This window comes from Blautia luti (assembly GCF_033096465.1).
Classification (GTDB): Bacteria; Bacillota; Clostridia; order Lachnospirales; family Lachnospiraceae; genus Blautia_A; species Blautia_A luti.
In genome coordinates, this window is sequence record NZ_AP028156.1 from 1,180,060 (window position 1) to 1,197,522 (window position 17,463).

The following is a 17,463-nucleotide window of genomic DNA, read 5'->3' on the forward strand; positions in this document are numbered from 1 at the left end:
ACAGGTAAAATAATTAATGAGCGGAGGAAATATGTGGCTGTTATTTGCGTTTGGTTCTGCTTTGTTTGCTGGCTTGACTGCCATATTGGCAAAATGTGGAATCAGAAATACAGATTCTAATGTTGCGACAGCATTAAGAACCGGCGTAGTGTTAATCTTTTCATGGCTTATGGTATTTGTGGTCGGGGCGCAAAGCGGAATCAGAGATATTTCAGCAAAAGTTCTGATCCTTCTGATTTTGTCTGGACTGTCAACGGGTATATCCTGGCTATGCTATTTCAAAGCACTGCAGATGGGAGATATCAATAAAGTAACGCCAATTGATAAATCGAGTACAGTGATAACGATGCTGCTGGCATTCATTTTTCTCAGGGAAGAAATAACGTGGCTGAAATTTGTTTCAATGATTCTTATCGGCATTGGTACTTATATGATGATACAGAAAAAGGAAACACAGGAGAAAGCAGAAGATAAGAAATGGCTGCTTTATGCAGTTGGTTCCGCTGTTTTTGCCAGTCTCACATCTATTTTGGGGAAGATTGGAATTCAGGATGTCAATTCAAATCTTGGAACTGCAATCCGAACAGCTGTTGTATTAGTGATGGCGTGGATCGTAGTATTTGTGACCGGAAAGCAGGATACAGTTAAGAATATTGACAGAAAAAGCTGGCTATTCCTTATTCTTTCCGGATTTGCAACAGGCGGTTCCTGGTTATGCTATTACAGAGCACTTCAGACAGGACCGGCCAGTGTGGTAGTTCCCATTGATAAACTGAGTATCCTTGTGACTATTGCATTCTCGTATATTGTATTCCATGAAAAGCTGTCATTGAAATCAGGAGCAGGACTGCTGCTGATTGTTGTTGGAACGCTGGCTTTGTTGATATAAGTAACGCATTGCAACAAGTCAAAATTCTATTGTATTTTCTAATGATTGAAGGCAAGTGGTTTCCCATACAATTTTACACAGATTTTACAGTATCCGAGCCGTAGATTTGATTTAGGGATCGTATAATACACAGGAGAATTGAATTTACGGAGGATACAAAGTAATGGAACAGGAAATCTATATGAATCGGGAACTGTCCTGGCTGAAATTTAATGAAAGAGTGTTGGAAGAGGCAGAAAATGAACATGTTCCTCTTGCAGAACGTTTATCATTTGAGGCAATTTATCAAAGCAATCTTGATGAATTTTTTATGGTAAGAGTGGGATCTCTGCTGGATCAGATGATCTTGTCCGGAGATATAAGAGAAAATAAAACCAATATGACACCTAAGGAACAGATTAATCAGATCCTGAAGGTTGTGCGTAAATTAAATAAGCGTAAAGATGCAGTATATGAGGCGCTGATGGATAAAATAGAGGAAATTGGTGTTACAATGGTAAATTTCCAGCGTCTGAGTATAGAAGAAAGCGCATATCTGGAAGTGTATTTTGATTCAGAGATACTGCCTCTTCTTTCTCCAACGATTGTAGGTAAACGGCAGCCGTTCCCATTCCTTAAAAACCGTGATATTTATGCGGTTTGTGTTCTGCAGACAAAGAGCGGAAAAGAAAAGCTTGGAATTGTTCCGTGCAGCAGAAATGTGTTCCCGGAACTGGTAGAGCTTATGACGAAAAACCGTTTTATGCTTACGGAGGAGCTGATCCTTCATTTTCTGCCAAAGGTTTTTGCAGGATATAAAATATTATCAAAATCACTGATGCGTATTACAAGAAATGCAGATATTGATGCGGATGCACTTTATGATGAAGATTTGGATTACCGTGAGTTTATGGTAGAATTGATCAAGAAGAGAAAGAAGCTTGCCCCTCTTCGTCTGGAGCTTTCAAGAGATATGGATGATACCATAGTAAAGACGCTCTGCAATTATCTTGAACTGGATATGAAACAGGTATTTCGTAGCTTTGCACCGCTGGATCTTTCCTTTGTATATCAGCTTCAGGATCGTCTGCGTACCAGACCTGAGCTGTTTTTTGAAAAAAGAATCCCACAGCCTTCACCGGAATTTGATCTGGAACAGCCAATTCTGCCACAGATCAGAAAAAAAGACAAGCTGTTGTCCTATCCCTTTGAAAGTATGAAACCATTTCTTCGTATGCTTCATGAGGCAGCCAATGACAAATCTGTGATCGGGATTAAAATGACGTTGTACCGTCTGTCCCGCCAGAGCAAGGTAATCGAGGCACTGATCGAGGCTGCTGAAAATGGAAAAGAGGTTCTGGTTGTAATTGAGCTGAAAGCACGTTTTGATGAAGAAAACAATATTGAATGGTCACGAAGACTGGAAGAAGCAGGATGTCGTGTGATTTATGGTCTGGATGGATATAAAGTGCATTCAAAATTATGTTTGATCACACGGAAAACAGAGGATGGAATTGAATATTATACACAGATCGGAACAGGCAATTACAATGAAAAAACAAGCAGACTTTATACGGATTTATCCTATTTAACTGCAAGAGTAGAAATCGGACTTGAGGCAGCAGATGTGTTCCAGACACTGGACAAGGGCGAAACTGTGAAGGAGACAAAGCATCTTCTTGTGGCACCTAATTGTCTGCAGAATAAAGTTCTTGCAATGATCGATGAGGAAATCCATCATGCAAAAGCAGGAGAAGAAGCTTATATCGGGCTGAAGATGAATTCACTTACAGATAAGAAAATCATAGATAAATTGATCTATGCATCAGAATCCGGAGTGAAGATCGATATGGTAATTCGTGGTATTAACTGTCTGATCCCTCAGGTAAAGGGAAAAACAGACAATATCCGCGTGATCAGCATTGTGGGACGTTTCCTTGAGCATTCCAGAATTTATATTTTCGGCTGCGGAGAGCGGAAGAAAATATATATTGCATCTGCTGATTTTATGACCAGAAATACAGTGCGGAGAGTTGAAGTTGCTACACCAATTTATGATCCTGAAATTGCACAGAGACTGGAAGAAATGTATATTACAATGTTAAGCGATAACCAGAAAGCCAGAGTAGAAGATGGAGAGGGTAACTATCATCTGGTGGATGCCCGTGAAGATGCACCATTGAATTCCCAGGAATTTTTCTATGAGACTGCATACAGGAGAGAAAAGTAATCGTTTATTATTGACAGTTTTGGGGTTACATGTTATGATTAAGCAGATTTTGAAAGACGAAGATGCAGAGTAACAGACAGAGTCTTTTCAAAGCAATTGTTTTGGACCACCCGGGAGGGTTAAGGCCATACGGACAGCCGGGTCCACTGCCGATTATGGTAACTTTGGTTACCTTATTGATTGAGTTAGAAGCTCAAATTTTATAAGTAGGTTCCTTTGATAACCGTGATGCGCCGGACGCGCAGACTTGTGAAACGGTCAATAAGAGTAGTAAAAGTATAATTGCTATATAGACTCTGACACGCATGATCCAGAAGTTTTATTTATGATGCTGAAAGAAAGTATTATCGGCTTTTTTATGCTTGTTGATAAAACATATAGATACAGATCAAAACGCAGGTTTGTGGCTGAGTGCCCTACCTGCGTTTTTTTGTTTTGTTCAGTCTGTGGAATTGCTGATTGGGGGTTGAAGCAAAGGAAACTGGAAATGGAGGAATGATGAAAGGAAGTCGTTTTAAATTAAACCAGAATCATGCACCCATACATGAAGCTCTGGAGACTTTCCGACGAATGAGAGTGGTGCCATTTGATGTGCCGGGTCATAAACGCGGAAGAGGTAATCCGGAATTGACAGAATTCCTGGGACAAAAATGTGTAGGTGTGGATGTTAACAGCATGAAACCACTGGACAATCTCTGTCATCCTGTATCTGTAATACGGGAAGCGGAAGAGCTGGCAGCAGATGCTTTTGGGGCAGCACATGCATTTCTGATGGTAGGAGGCACAACAAGTTCTGTTCAGACAATGGTATTGACTGCCTGTAAACGGGGAGATGAGATCATACTGCCCCGTAATGTTCACAGGAGCGTTTTAAATGCCCTTGTTTTGTGCGGTGCGATCCCTGTTTATGTAAATCCGGAAGTGGATCAGAGACTTGGAATCTCTCTTGGAATGCGCAGGGAACAGGTTGAGAAGGCCATAAAAGAGCATCCCAAAGCAGTTGCAGTACTGGTAAATAATCCAACCTATTATGGAATATGCAGTGATTTACGTGCGATTGTTAAGATGGCACATGATGCAGGAATGCTGTGTCTGGCAGATGAAGCCCATGGAACTCATTTTTATTTTGGTGGTGGTCTTCCGGTTTCTGCTATGGCAGCAGGTGCAGACATGGCATCTGTATCCATGCACAAGAGCGGTGGAAGCCTTACACAGTCAAGCCTTCTCCTTACAGGACCGGCTGTACACGCAGGATATGTTCGCCAGATCATTAATCTGACGCAGACAACATCAGGAAGCTATCTTCTGATGTCCAGCCTTGATATTTCAAGAAGAAATCTTGCACAGAGAGGCCGCCAGATTTTTCATCAGGTAGCAGATATGGCAGAATATGCCAGAGAGGAAATTAATGCCATTGGCGGTTATTATGCATTTGGAAAAGAACTGGTCAATGGAAATTCAGTTTTTGATTTTGACATTACGAAATTAAGTGTACATACGCTGGACATCGGACTTGCAGGGATCGAGGTTTATGATATTTTGCGGGATGAATATGATATCCAGATAGAATTCGGTGATATTGGAAACATTCTGGCCTATCTTTCCATTGGTGACCGTGCCCAGGAGGTGGAACGGCTTGTAAGTGCACTTGCTGAAATTCGCAGACGTTTTCAGACAGATGGCTCCGGGCTTTTGAGCCAGGAATATATTGATCCTCAGGTGGTGACCAGTCCACAGGAAGCTTTTTATGCAGATAAATGCAGCCTGCCTCTCCGGGAGACTGAAGGGAAGGTCTGTAGTGAATTTGTAATGTGTTATCCGCCTGGGATCCCCATCCTTGCACCTGGAGAGAGGATTACAGCAGAAATCTTGGATTATATTGAATATGCCAAAGCAAAGGGCTGCAATATGACAGGACCTGAGGATCCGGATATTTTGAAACTGAATGTTCTGGCAGGGAGGTAAAGACAATGGAAATGTGGTTTTCAGAATTTCACACACCGGATGTGAAGCACAGTATCCGGGTAAACCGTCAGCTTTATTCTAAGCAGAGTGATTATCAGAGAATTGATATTTTTGAAACACCTGAATTTGGACGTGTGCTGACTCTGGATGGAAATGTAATGCTCACAGAGAGAGATGAATTTATTTATGATGAGATGATCACCCATGTGCCTATGGCAGTCCACAAAGAAGCAAGGGATATTCTTGTGATCGGTGCAGGAGATGGCGGCGTTGTCCGTGAACTGACCAGATATGACAGAGTCAGACATATCGATCTGGTAGAAATGGATCCTCTGGTTGTGGAAGCCTGTCGCGCATATCTTCCGGAAAATGCATGCAGACTGGATGACAGAAGGGTACATCTTCATTACGAAAATGCGCTGAAATTTATTAGGCGATGTGAGGGAAAATATGATCTTATTATTGTGGATTCTTCGGATCCCTTTGGCCCTTCTGAGGGACTGTTTACCCGTGAATTTTACGGAAACTGTTATAATGCATTAAAAGATGATGGAATTATGGTTAATCAGCAGGGAAGCCCCTTCTATACAGAAGACGCACATGCAATGCAGCGCAGTCATAAGAAAATTGCCAGTACATTCCAGATCAGTCGTGTTTATCAGGCACATATCCCTACATTTGCCGCAGGTTACTGGTTATTTGGATTCGCAAGTAAAAAATATCATCCTGTTGATGATCTGGACCCGGAAGCATGGAATGCATTAAACCTTCGCACACGTTACTATACAACAAGACTCCATAAAGGAGCATTCTATCTTCCGGCATTCCTGGAAGATATGCTGAAGGAAGTGGAGGGATAACTTATGATTCAGTCTAATGTAGAAAACTTTATCGGCTGTGAAAGCAGTTTTGAGGAAGCATCTGTTGTTCTTTATGGTGCTCCCTTTGATTCCACAACAAGCTTTCGTCCAGGTGCCAGGTTTGGCCCATCTGCCATGCGTCATGAGAGCTTCGGACTGGAGACCTACAGTCCGTACCAGGACAGAGACCTTATGGATATCAGAGTATTTGACAGCGGTGATCTGGAGCTTTGTTTCGGAAGCAGTGAAATGGCTCTTTCAGACATTGAAAAGCGGGCAGAGGAAATTTTGAAAGCAGAAAAAATCCCGGTGCTTCTGGGAGGGGAACATCTGGTAACATTAGCAGCGGTACGTGCTGTATTTCATAAATATCCGGATCTTCATATCATTCATTTTGATGCACATGCAGATTTAAGAGACGATTATCTGGGAGCCAGATTAAGTCATGCCTGTGTGCTGCGAAGATGCCATGAGCTTCTGGGAGATAACCGTATCCACCAGTTCTGCATCAGAAGCGGGGAGAGAGCAGAATTTCAGTTTGCTGCGAAGCATACAGATTTTCATCCATTTACTTTTGATGGACTGAAAGAGACAGTCAGAGAACTGAAAGAAAAAAAGGTTCCGGTATATTTTACAATTGATCTGGACTGTCTGGATCCGTCAGCATTTCCGGGAACAGGAACTCCGGAAGCAGGAGGTGTGACCTTCCTGGAACTTCTGGAAGCAATACAGACAGTTTCTCAGACCAATGTGGTAGGTGCAGATGTGAATGAACTGGCACCTATGCTGGATGCAAGTGGTGTTTCCACTGCAACAGCATGTAAGGTACTGCGGGAACTGCTTCTGGCAATTACAAAATAAATCTGAAGGATACAGATAATATAAGCATTATAAAAAACTGTTGAAGAAACGGCTATATATAAGAAAAAAGGAGAAAAAGTTATGAGCAGAGTACTTGTGATCGGCTGCGGAGGAGTAGCCAGTGTAGCAATCCAGAAATGTTGTCAGGCAGATGAGGTATTTACAGAACTGTGCATTGCAAGCCGTACAAAGGAAAAATGTGATGCCCTTGCAGAAAAATTAAGGGGAAAGACAAAGACAGTTCTTACTACAGCCAAGGTTGATGCGGATGATGTGGATCAGCTGATCAAACTGATCAATGATTATAAGCCGGATCTGGTAATGAACATTGCACTTCCCTATCAGGATCTGACGATCATGGATGCATGTCTGGCCTGTGGTGTAAACTATATGGATACCGCAAACTATGAACCGGAAGATACGGATGATCCACAGTGGCGCGCTATTTATGAGAAACGTTGTAAAGAAGAGGGATTTTCCGCTTACTTTGATTATTCCTGGCAGTGGGCATATCGCAAAAAATTTGAGGATGCAGGTCTTACAGCTTTACTTGGCTGTGGGTTTGATCCGGGTGTTACACAGGCATATTGTGCCCATGCATTAAAGCATGAATTTGACCAGATTGATACCATTGATATTCTGGACTGCAATGGCGGAGACCATGGATATGCATTTGCCACAAACTTTAATCCGGAAATCAACCTCCGTGAAGTAAGTGCACCGGGAAGCTACTGGGAAAACGGACACTGGGTGGAAATCCCGCCGATGGCCATTAAGAGAGAATATAAGTTTGACCAGGTGGGAGATAAGGATATGTATCTGCTTCACCATGAGGAAATCGAGTCTCTGGCAAAAACAATTCCGGGTGTAAAACGGATTCGTTTCTTTATGACTTTTGGACAGAGCTATCTGGATCATATGCGTTGTCTGGAGGATGTGGGAATGCTTTCTACAACACCGATCCAGTATAATGGACAGGAAATTGTCCCGATTCAGTTTCTGAAAGCACTGCTTCCGGATCCTGCAAGTCTTGGACCACGTACAAAAGGTAAAACAAATATTGGCTGTATTTTTACAGGCGTAAAGGATGGAAAAGAAAAAACATACTATATTTATAATGTATGTGATCATCAGGAATGCTATCATGAGGTTGGAAGTCAGGCAATCAGTTATACAACAGGTGTTCCGGCAATGTGCGGTGCACTTATGATGCTGACTGGAAAATGGATCAGACCAGGTGTATATACAGTGGAAGAATTTGATCCGGATCCGTTCCTGGAAGCACTTGATAAGTATGGTCTGCCACGCAGTGAAAGCCACGATCCAAAGCTGGTAGACTGATGGAAGGATTGGATAAAAGAGCACCATTTACAGCCACCGGCGGAATTATTCCGCCGGAATTTAGGAATATAAAAACTCCCTGCTATATCCTGGATGAAAAAGCTCTTGTAAAAAACGCAGAACTTCTTGGTAAAGTGGCAAAACGAACAGGATGTAAGATGCTTCTGGCGCAGAAGGCATTCAGTAACTATGACTGTTATGGCTTTTTTGAGCCATATATTGCAGGTACTGAGGCCAGTGGACTGTTTGAGGCAAGGCTGGGCGCAGAAGAAATGCCTGGAAAAGAAGTCCATGTATTCTGTGCCGGTTATCGGGCAGATGAATTTGAAGAACTGCTTCAATATGCAGATCATATTGTGTTTAATTCTCCGTCTCAGCTCCTTCGGTTTGGACTGAGAGCAAAGGAAGCTGGAAAGAGTGTGGGACTTCGGATCAATCCGGAATGTTCTACCCAGGAAGGCCATGAGATTTATGATCCCTGTGCACCGGGAAGCCGTATGGGCACAACAAGAAAGCAGTGGGACGAAGCAATTGGGAAAAATCCGGAGCTTCTGGATCTGCTGGATGGTCTTCATTTTCATACTCTCTGTGAACAGGATTCTGATGATCTGGAGACAACACTTGTTTCTGTAAAGAAGCATTTTGGTGACCTGGCTTCTCAGGTAAAGTGGATCAATTTTGGCGGTGGCCATCATATTACAAAACCAGGATATGATATTGAACGACTGGAACGATGTATTCAGGCGGCAAAGAATGACTGGAATGTGGAAGTTTATCTTGAACCAGGAGAAGCGTGGGCATTAAATGCAGGCTTTCTTCTGACCAGTGTACTGGATGTTCTGAAAAATGGAGAGACACAGATTGTAATTGTAGATGCCAGTGCAGCCTGTCATATGCCGGACGTACTGGAAATGCCTTATCGCCCGCCATTACTTGGTACAGATGAACTGGAAGAAGAGGGAATTACGGTTCGGCTTGGTGGCCCTACCTGTCTGTCAGGAGATGTGATCGGAGATTATAAGTTTAGACAGGTTCCTCAATATGGAGATCTTCTTATGTTTGGAGATATGGCCATTTATACTACCTGTAAGAATAATACATTTAATGGAATGCCGCTGCCGGATATCTGGCTCAGACGTGCTGATAACACCATGTTACGGCTTACAGATTTTGGCTACGCGGACTTTAAGGGAAGACTTGGAAGATAACAATATTATCCTGGAGATTTTTGAACATTAGCAATGAAAAGATCATTTACTGTAAAAATGTAGATGGTCTTTTTTTATATCCTGGGAGAAAAAATGGATTTACTCAAAAAGAAAGTGTCAAAAACACTAACAGTTATTCAGAAATCTATGATACAATGAAACAAGCGAAATGCAGAAATACAAATGAAATTATATTTGATATGTTTCAGAATGCAGATATATTGGAAAAGGAAGAGGCTATGAAAATAGAAAAGAAATTATGGATCACCCTGTTCGTGTTTGGGCTGTTTGCCATCTGTTTTTCAGGTTGGATTTTCAGCCAGAGTACCACCAGGGAAAAAATATTCTGGGATAATACGATCCAGTGCGAAACAAAAGAACTGTCAGAAGGAGAAATCAAATCAGAGAATATTGCGCTGCCTGAAGATTTCGATATCCCCAGATCCATCTTATTTAAAACCACTCACACCATTGCAGAAGTTTGGCTGGATGGAGAAAAAATATATGAATACGGAAATGAACCGGATGCGCCGGGCTTTATGAAGACCCCTGGAAGCTGCTGGCATATTGTGGATATTCCGGGAGACAGCGCAGGCAAAAGTCTGGAGGTCAGAATTATTCCGGTATATGAGGGATATTATGGAAATGAAGTCAGCCTTGTATACGGAACACAAGGCGATTGTATTCTGAAAATTTTAACGGACAGTCTTGGAACTCTGGTGATCAGCTGTGGAATCCTGTTTGCCGCTGTTATCTGCCTGCTTCTTTATTGTGGCGCAGCGCGAAGAAAAAGAAGAGACAAGATAGAAGCAAAAATTGAGATTTTTTTAAACCTTGGATTTTTCTCATTTCTGGTCGCAATATGGACACTGATACAATGTGGTTTTCTGCAGTTTTTGATCCCGGATGGAAGAACCTTATATTTTGTGGAGTATTTTTCACTCTTTCTTTTTCCGGTGCCATTTAATTTTCTGTTATATGATATCTGTAAAAGCAGGTACCACAAAGGTGCATTAATTTTTTCCAGCCTTTATCTTGCAAATATGGCAGTCGATGTTTTACTTCAGTGTACAGGAATGATTGATATGTCCCGGTTACTTTCTGTAACTCATGTTATTATGGTTGCCAATGTGGTTTACACAGTTGCGATCATTCTTTACGAAGCCAGAAAAAAAGGAAATGATGTAGCCAAAAAATTCCAGTATTCTATGTATGTGGCCATGGGATTTGGAATGGCAGAAATGTTTCTTTATTATTTAAGAAGATTTGAACAGACATCCATTCTGCTTTCCACAGGAACCATGCTGTTTATTATTATGCTGATCTGGATTCAGGTTTCTCAATATTACGATCAATATATCCAGAAACAAAAGGTGATCTATCTGCAGAAAATAGCCAATATGGATATGCTCACAGAAGCCATGAACCGAAATGCTTACGAGAATATGGTGAAGTATCTGGATGAAGGTGAAATAAAACTGCGCACTACAGGCGTAGTACTTTTTGATCTGGATAACCTGAAAGTGATCAACGATAATTTTGGGCATGAAAAAGGAGACGAGGCACTGAAACTGTGTTATCAGTGTATCAGTCAGGCATTTCAAAATGTAAAGAACTGTTTTCGAATCGGAGGCGATGAGTTTGCGTATGTATATCACAGTGATGAGAAGGATAGGATTCCGGAACGACTGAAGGCTCTGGAATTGATTTTGAAAAAAGCAGCGGAAACACACAAGCTGGAGTATCCACTTAGCATATCAGCAGGATATGCCTATTATCAGCCTGATGTAGATTTTGACTTTAAAGATATTGTAAGACGAAGCGATACCATGCTGTACCGTCAGAAGCGCAGGAAGAAAATAGCTCGGTCAACTGATCTGGAACATCTGCTTTCCCGTATGGAAAAGCATTCCACAGAGGAGATTACAGATGAGGTAATCCTGCAGGAGAAAAAATATCAGGGAATGCCATTGGATGAGCTTTGCAGCATGATCGATCTTCTGAGTCCGACTACAGATAATTACCCGTATGTGGTTGATTTTCGGACAGATTTTTATTACATAGCAAACCAGGCCCTTGACCGTTTCTGCATTCCGAAAAATGGTTTTCATAATGTAATTTCAAATCATAAAGAATTTGTATATGAATCTGATTATGAAAAACTGAAAGAGGAATTTGATGATCTTCTTAAAACAGACCGCTGTACCCATAGCATGGAGTATCGATGGCTGGATCTGAAAAAAATGCCGGTCTGGATTCATTGCAAAGGTTATTTGGTCCGGGATGATAACATGAAACCTCTTTATATGATCGGCTGTATCAACGAGATCGGAGAGAGACAGAAGGCCGATAATATAAGCGGATTATTGGGAGAAACAGGATTCCGGCAGTATATGGATCAACAGGATACACCTTTGGAAACAGGATATCTGCTTCGTATAGGAATCGATCATTTTAAGGAAATCAATGATAACTTCGGACAGGAGTACGGTGACTTTGTACTTAGAAAAACAGCAGATTGTATTTCCGGCTGCATATCAGAAGCACAGAAAGTGTACAAGCTTGTGGCAGATGAATTTTTGATCATGGATGTTTCTTCTGACGAGGTAAGGGATGCAGAGAAACTTTATAATAAAATGAGAGAGGAAATTGGCAGATTCATTGAAGCTAATGAGTTTAAGGTTATGTATACGGTTTCAGGAGGTATTGTACCATTTGGGACATTAGGAGGAGACCAGTATTCAGAAGCCCTGAAGCTGACGGATTTTGCTTTGAATGAGGCCAAGAAGCTGGGAAGAAACCGCTGTTATATATATAATGAGGAAACTTACAGACGATTTCTCAGGAAGAGGGAGATCACCCAGGAATTGAGAGATGCTGTGAACAATGGATTCCAGGGCTTTACGGCTTTTTATCAGCCTGTATTTGCGGAAGATAAAAAGGTGCCTTATGGAGCAGAAGCTTTAATGCGTTTTACTTCTGAAAAATTCGGAATGGTTTCACCGGCAGAGTTTATTCCGATTCTGGAAGAAACAGGACTTATTATTCCTGCCGGCCGCTGGATGATGAGAGAAGCTATGGGAAAATGCAGTGAGATCAGGAAAGTACTTCCAGAATTCCGGTTGAGTATTAATATTTCCCAGGTGCAGGCATCCAAGTCTGATGTGATCCAGGATATCAGTGCGGAGATGAAAAGAACAGGGCTGCCACTGGGAGCCTTGATCGTGGAATTGACAGAAAGTGATCTTCTGGAACAAAATATTAATGAGAAGCATTTTTTATCAGAACTGCGGCGGATGGGAATCAGTCTTGCACTGGATGATTTTGGAACCGGATATTCGAACTTCCATTATCTCAGCGAGCTGAAACCGGAGATCATTAAGATTGATCGCTCTTTCACTGCCAAAGCAGTAGCAGATGAACAGGAATATTATCTGCTGAATCAGTTCTGTACCATGATCCATAATCTGGATATGAAGATTTGTATTGAAGGCGTGGAAAATGCTCAGGAATGGCTCAAAATCCGAAAGCTGCGCCCGGAATTTACCCAGGGATATTTCTGGGGGAAACCTTGTGGGTATGAAGAGTTTATGAGAAAATTTATAGAAAGAAAATGAGATGAAGAAAAAAATTTGTAAGTTGTCAGCAGTAGTGTTGCTTTTTTTCTCAGGGACTATGGAGATTGGCTGGCGCTTTTTTAACATGGTGGTCTGCTGCAAAAGAGAGGGAAGAAAAAAGGAAAGAAAGAAATGGTTTGAATTATCCCATATCCGGGATAATCACCCCAGAAACGGATATGCAAAGGAATATGAGGAGAGCAGGGCATGGTGCGAGGCACAGAAGATGCAGGACTGCTATATCCGGAGCGTGGATGGATTAAAACTTCATGGATTCTATCTGCCTGCAGAGAATGCAAAGCGGTTTGTTATCTTAAGCCATGGCTACCGGGGCAGCAGATTTGGTTCCCTGTCATTTATGGCAAAATATCTCCACGAGCACCAGTGCAATCTTTTATTTATGGAACAGCGTTGCTGCGGAGAAAGTGAAGGAAAATATATCACCTTTGGAGCAAAAGAGAAATGGGATGTGCAGCGTTGGGCAATTTATGTGTCTGAGCGAAATAAGGAAAAGCTGCCAATCTATCTGTATGGACAGTCTATGGGGGCATCCGCTGTACTGATGGCATCAGGATACTGGCTCCCGTCAGAGGTGAAGGGACTAATCGCTGACTGTGGTTTCCAGTCTATGGAAAGACAGATGCAGGATATGGCTGATAACTGGTTCCATTTGCATTATATCCCTTTGCTTTTAAAGGAAATGGACTGTCTGTGTCATTTTGTGGCAGGATTTCGTATGAAAGATGCAGATACCACAGAAGCAATGAAAAGGAATACAAGACCTGTTCTTTTCATTCATGGAGAGAAGGACACCTATGTATATCCGAACAATTCATTCCAGAACTATATGCTGTGCAAAGCACCAAAGGAGTTGGTCATTGTACCGGGAGCAAGGCATTTGTGCAGTGCCTATGCAGATCCGGAACTGTATCAGCGTACAGTGATGGGATTTTTTGAGAAATATGATGGTAGTAATTCTGAAAAATGATGTGACTGTTTTTCATCGCCAAAGGCGATTACGAATGACAACAATCCCTGACCGGGACTTATCAGATGCGTTTTGTTAAATGCACGATAAGTCCCGGTCAATTTTATGTAAAGTGTTCATTAAGTCCTGAGGGTACTGGTATTTGGGAAAAATCTGTGCTATTTTTTGTCGCGTAATAAAAAAGGAATGATGAACAAGTATGTAATGTTTTTGTACCCGGGAAAAGAGAAAAAACGGGTGATGGAGGTTAAATAAAGTATGACAAACTACTATCCTTTAACAGCAGCACAGAAAATGCACCACAACTGGATCATGGATTACGGTACACAGCAGGTATCCGGTGTCAGTGTTGTGGCATCTGTACAGGCTGAACTGGATTTTGGATTATTAAAAAAATGCATTCAAATGGAGACAGAACGTTCCGGATGCACCAGAATCCGTTTTACGAAGCCTGATAAAGACGGAAATGTACAGCAGTACCTTGTACAGCAGGATCCAAGAGATATCGGATTCAAGGATTTGTCAGGAATGGGAAGCCTTGCAAAAGCAGATGAGCTGATGCAGCAGTGGGCATACGAAACCTTTGATGGTGATGACATTCCCATGTGCGAGTTTACTATGCTGAAACTGCCGGAAGGATATAATGGTTTCTTTGTACATATGGATCACAGACTGATCGATTCCTGTGGTCTGGTAGTAATGATCGGTGATCTGTTTCAGTTATATACCTATTATAAATATGGAACAGCCTATCCGCAGGAACTGGCAGATTTTGAGACAGTCCTGAAAAAAGACCTGGCAAAAGCAGGCAACGAAAAACGTTTTGCAAAAGATAAGAAATTCTGGGATGACCAGCTGGATACGCTGGGCGAGCCTTTGTATTCTGATATTCAGGGACCGTCCGTACTGGAGGAGGCGAGAAAACGTCATGGAAATCCCAAACTTCGTTCTTCTGATATTGAGATGAAGGATCTGTTTGTGGCAGTTAAGGATTATTATCTGGAGCCGGAACCAACTAAAAATCTGATGGATTTCTGTATGAATCATCAGCTCTCCATGACTAATCTTCTTCTGCTTGGCATCCGTACCTATCTGTCAAAGGTAAATAATGGACAGGAAGATATTACTATTCAGAACTTTATATCCAGACGTTCTACTCATGATGAGTGGACTTCCGGGGGAAGCAGAACCATCATGTTCCCATGCAGAACAGTGATCGCACCGGAGACAGATTTCCTTTCTGCTGCTTATGAGATCCAGAATATGCAGAATCGTATCTACATGCACAGCAACTATGATCCGGCACTTATTATGGATGAGATGAGAAAGAGATACAATACACCGGAGCATACAGGATATGAGAGCTGTTATCTGACTTATCAGCCAATGACTGTGAAGGTGGAGAATGAAATGCTTGGAACCATCCGTCAGCATGCAAAATGGTTTGCAAACGGTGCGGCCACCAAGAAGATGTATCTGACCGTATCCCATACAGAAGATGGAGGTATGAACTTCTCCTATCATTACCAGACTGCTCATCTGGAGGAACATGACATGGAACTGCTCTATTATTATATGATGCGTATTCTGTTTAAGGGAATCGCAGAGCCGGATATGAGCATCGGCGAAATTATGGAACTGGTTTAACTAAATCAATATCAGGAGGAAATGCAATGAATCAGGAAATGGAATTTAAAAATATCGTAGCACAGTACAGCAAGGTAGCACCGGAAGAAATGAACAATGAGATGAGATTTCGCGAGGATCTGGGTTTCAGTTCTCTGGATTTTATGTCCTTTTTAGGTGAGCTTGAGGATACCTTTGATCTTGAACTTGATGAGAGCGAAGTGCTGAAGATCACAACTCTCGGTGAAGCCTTAAATCTGCTGGAAGAACTTCAGTAATCTTTTTTGGAACAATTGAACAGTTCAGAAAATAATGGGGGGACAGATATGCTGATCAGAAATATATTAGAAGAAAGTGCACGTAAATTTGATGAAGTAAAAGCAGTAAAATGGCTCAACAAAAAGGAAATCATGGAAAGAAGCTATGGCGAACTGATGGAAAATGTAGGTTTCACCAGAAAAGGTCTTCTTGCAGAAGGCTTTGAGGGCAAACACATTGCACTGATCGGAACCAGTTCAGTAGAGTGGATGGAAAGCTATCTGGGAATCATTACAGGATGTACCACAGCAGTACCGCTGGATGCCGCACTTCCCTGTGAGGATCTGATCGACCTGCTTAACCGTTCTGATTCTGTAGCTCTTTTCTTAAGTCCGAAGCTTAGGCCATATCTGGATGCATTTCTTGGAAACTGCCCGAAACTTCAGAAAGTGTGGATGCTTCAGGAAGAGGTAGAAGATGCACCGGCAAAAGTATATGGTATTGGTGAACTTCGAAATGCGGGAAAGAGCGCATCAGCAGATTCTGTCTGCCCGGATGCAGAGGATATTGCGACCATCATTTTCACTTCCGGAACAACAGGAAAGAGCAAGGGTGTTATGTTGACACAGAACAATCTGGCTTCCAATGTTGAGGCAGTAAAGATCACAGCAGAACCGGGAACTGCCATACTCAGTGTGCTTCCAATCCATCACGCATTCTGCCTGGTTATGGACTGGCTGAAGGGATTCTCTCTGGGTGTAACTCTTTGCATCAATGATTCCCTGCTCCATATGGTAAGGAATATGAGTATTTTCAAACCGGATATTATGCTTATGGTTCCAATGATGATCGAAACTATTTATAAGAGACTGGCTGCTGCTGATCCGTCAATCCCGAAGGCAGTTCTGGCAGAAAAGGTATTCGGCGGAAAACTGCGCATTATCTTTACAGGCGGTGCACATCTGGATCCGTATTATATTGACCGTTTTGCAGAATATGGCGTTGAAGTACTGGAAGGCTATGGAATGTCAGAGTGTTCCCCTGTTATCAGCAATAATACACCGGAAAATCACAAAAAGGGTTCTATTGGAAAACCCCTTGAAAATGCAGAAATCAGATTTGAAAACGGTGAAATCCTGGTAAAGGGAAGCAGCGTTATGAAGGGATATTATCAGATGCCTGATGAGACAGCAGAGACTTTAAAGGATGGATGGCTGCATACAGGTGACAAGGGATATATGGATGAAGACGGTTATCTGTTTATCAATGGACGTGTGAAGAACCTGATCATCCTGTCCAACGGTGAAAATGTATCTCCGGAGGAGATTGAGAATAAGCTGGCGCTGAATCCGCTGGTAGGCGAAGTTATTGTGACAGGTGAGGATAATGGCCTGACTGCCCGTATTTATCCGGAGCAGGCAGTTGTAGAAGCGAAATCATTGGATGCAGAGGCAATTCAAACACAGCTTCAGGCATTTCTGGATGAATATAACAAAAATCAGCCCACTTATCGCCGTATTACAGGACTGGTTGTCCGCAAAAATCCTTTTATCCGCAACACAACAAAGAAAATCAGGAGACAGGATGTCCTGATTGATGAGCCTCTGGAATAAAACAGAGGCTTATATTTTGCGGAAAACA

General features: G+C 42.0%; 12 protein-coding genes. All 12 read left to right on the forward strand.

The annotated features are described in order from the left end of the window. Positions 1–31 precede the first annotated feature (31 nt). The 12 genes from R8695_RS05440 to R8695_RS05495 all read left to right on the forward strand — a co-directional run bounded on the left by R8695_RS05440 (position 32) and on the right by R8695_RS05495 (position 17,435). Positions 32–889: an EamA family transporter gene (locus R8695_RS05440; RefSeq protein ID WP_118508699.1), complete on the forward strand. Its 858-nt coding sequence runs from the start codon at positions 32–34 to the stop codon at positions 887–889. Between the two features lie 163 nt (positions 890–1,052). Then, on the forward strand, positions 1,053–3,098 hold the full coding sequence (ppk1, locus tag R8695_RS05445; protein WP_154779748.1) for a polyphosphate kinase 1: 2,046 nt from the start codon (positions 1,053–1,055) through the stop codon (positions 3,096–3,098). Positions 3,099–3,593: 495 nt separating this feature from the next. After that, positions 3,594–5,063, forward strand: a complete 1,470-nt coding sequence (locus R8695_RS05450) for an aminotransferase class I/II-fold pyridoxal phosphate-dependent enzyme (protein ID WP_154779749.1) — start codon at positions 3,594–3,596, stop codon at positions 5,061–5,063. A 5-nt stretch (positions 5,064–5,068) separates the two neighbouring features. Continuing rightward, positions 5,069–5,923 carry a polyamine aminopropyltransferase gene (speE, locus tag R8695_RS05455; protein ID WP_019162638.1) on the forward strand — a complete coding sequence of 285 codons (855 nt, stop codon included), beginning with the start codon at positions 5,069–5,071 and terminating at the stop codon, positions 5,921–5,923. Between the two features lie 3 nt (positions 5,924–5,926). After that, positions 5,927–6,784 carry an agmatinase gene (speB, locus tag R8695_RS05460; RefSeq protein WP_154779750.1) on the forward strand — a complete coding sequence of 286 codons (858 nt, stop codon included), beginning with the start codon at positions 5,927–5,929 and terminating at the stop codon, positions 6,782–6,784. Positions 6,785–6,865: 81 nt separating this feature from the next. Continuing rightward, entirely contained in the window at positions 6,866–8,125 is a 1,260-nt protein-coding gene (locus R8695_RS05465; RefSeq protein ID WP_154779751.1) for a saccharopine dehydrogenase family protein, read from the forward strand. After that, on the forward strand, positions 8,125–9,333 hold the full coding sequence (locus R8695_RS05470; protein ID WP_154779752.1) for a carboxynorspermidine decarboxylase: 1,209 nt from the start codon (positions 8,125–8,127) through the stop codon (positions 9,331–9,333). Before R8695_RS05465 ends, R8695_RS05470 begins: the two co-directional genes overlap by 1 nt. Before the next feature lie 239 nt (positions 9,334–9,572). Then, positions 9,573–12,950: a bifunctional diguanylate cyclase/phosphodiesterase gene (locus R8695_RS05475; RefSeq protein ID WP_154779753.1), complete on the forward strand. Its 3,378-nt coding sequence runs from the start codon at positions 9,573–9,575 to the stop codon at positions 12,948–12,950. A gap of 1 nt (position 12,951) precedes the next feature. Beyond that, complete coding sequence (locus R8695_RS05480; RefSeq protein WP_154779754.1) at positions 12,952–13,938, forward strand: alpha/beta hydrolase; 987 nt, start codon at positions 12,952–12,954, stop codon at positions 13,936–13,938. 258 nt (positions 13,939–14,196) lie between these two features. Further along, positions 14,197–15,585, forward strand: a complete 1,389-nt coding sequence (locus tag R8695_RS05485) for a condensation domain-containing protein (RefSeq protein WP_154779755.1) — start codon at positions 14,197–14,199, stop codon at positions 15,583–15,585. Positions 15,586–15,611: 26 nt separating this feature from the next. Then, the gene (locus R8695_RS05490) at positions 15,612–15,842 is read left to right on the forward strand and encodes an acyl carrier protein (RefSeq protein WP_008706731.1); all 231 of its coding nucleotides are present in this window, start codon (positions 15,612–15,614) and stop codon (positions 15,840–15,842) included. Positions 15,843–15,890: 48 nt separating this feature from the next. Next, a complete protein-coding gene (locus R8695_RS05495) occupies positions 15,891–17,435 on the forward strand; it encodes an AMP-binding protein (RefSeq protein WP_118508665.1) in 1,545 nt (514 codons plus the stop codon). Positions 17,436–17,463: the final 28 nt, after the last annotated feature.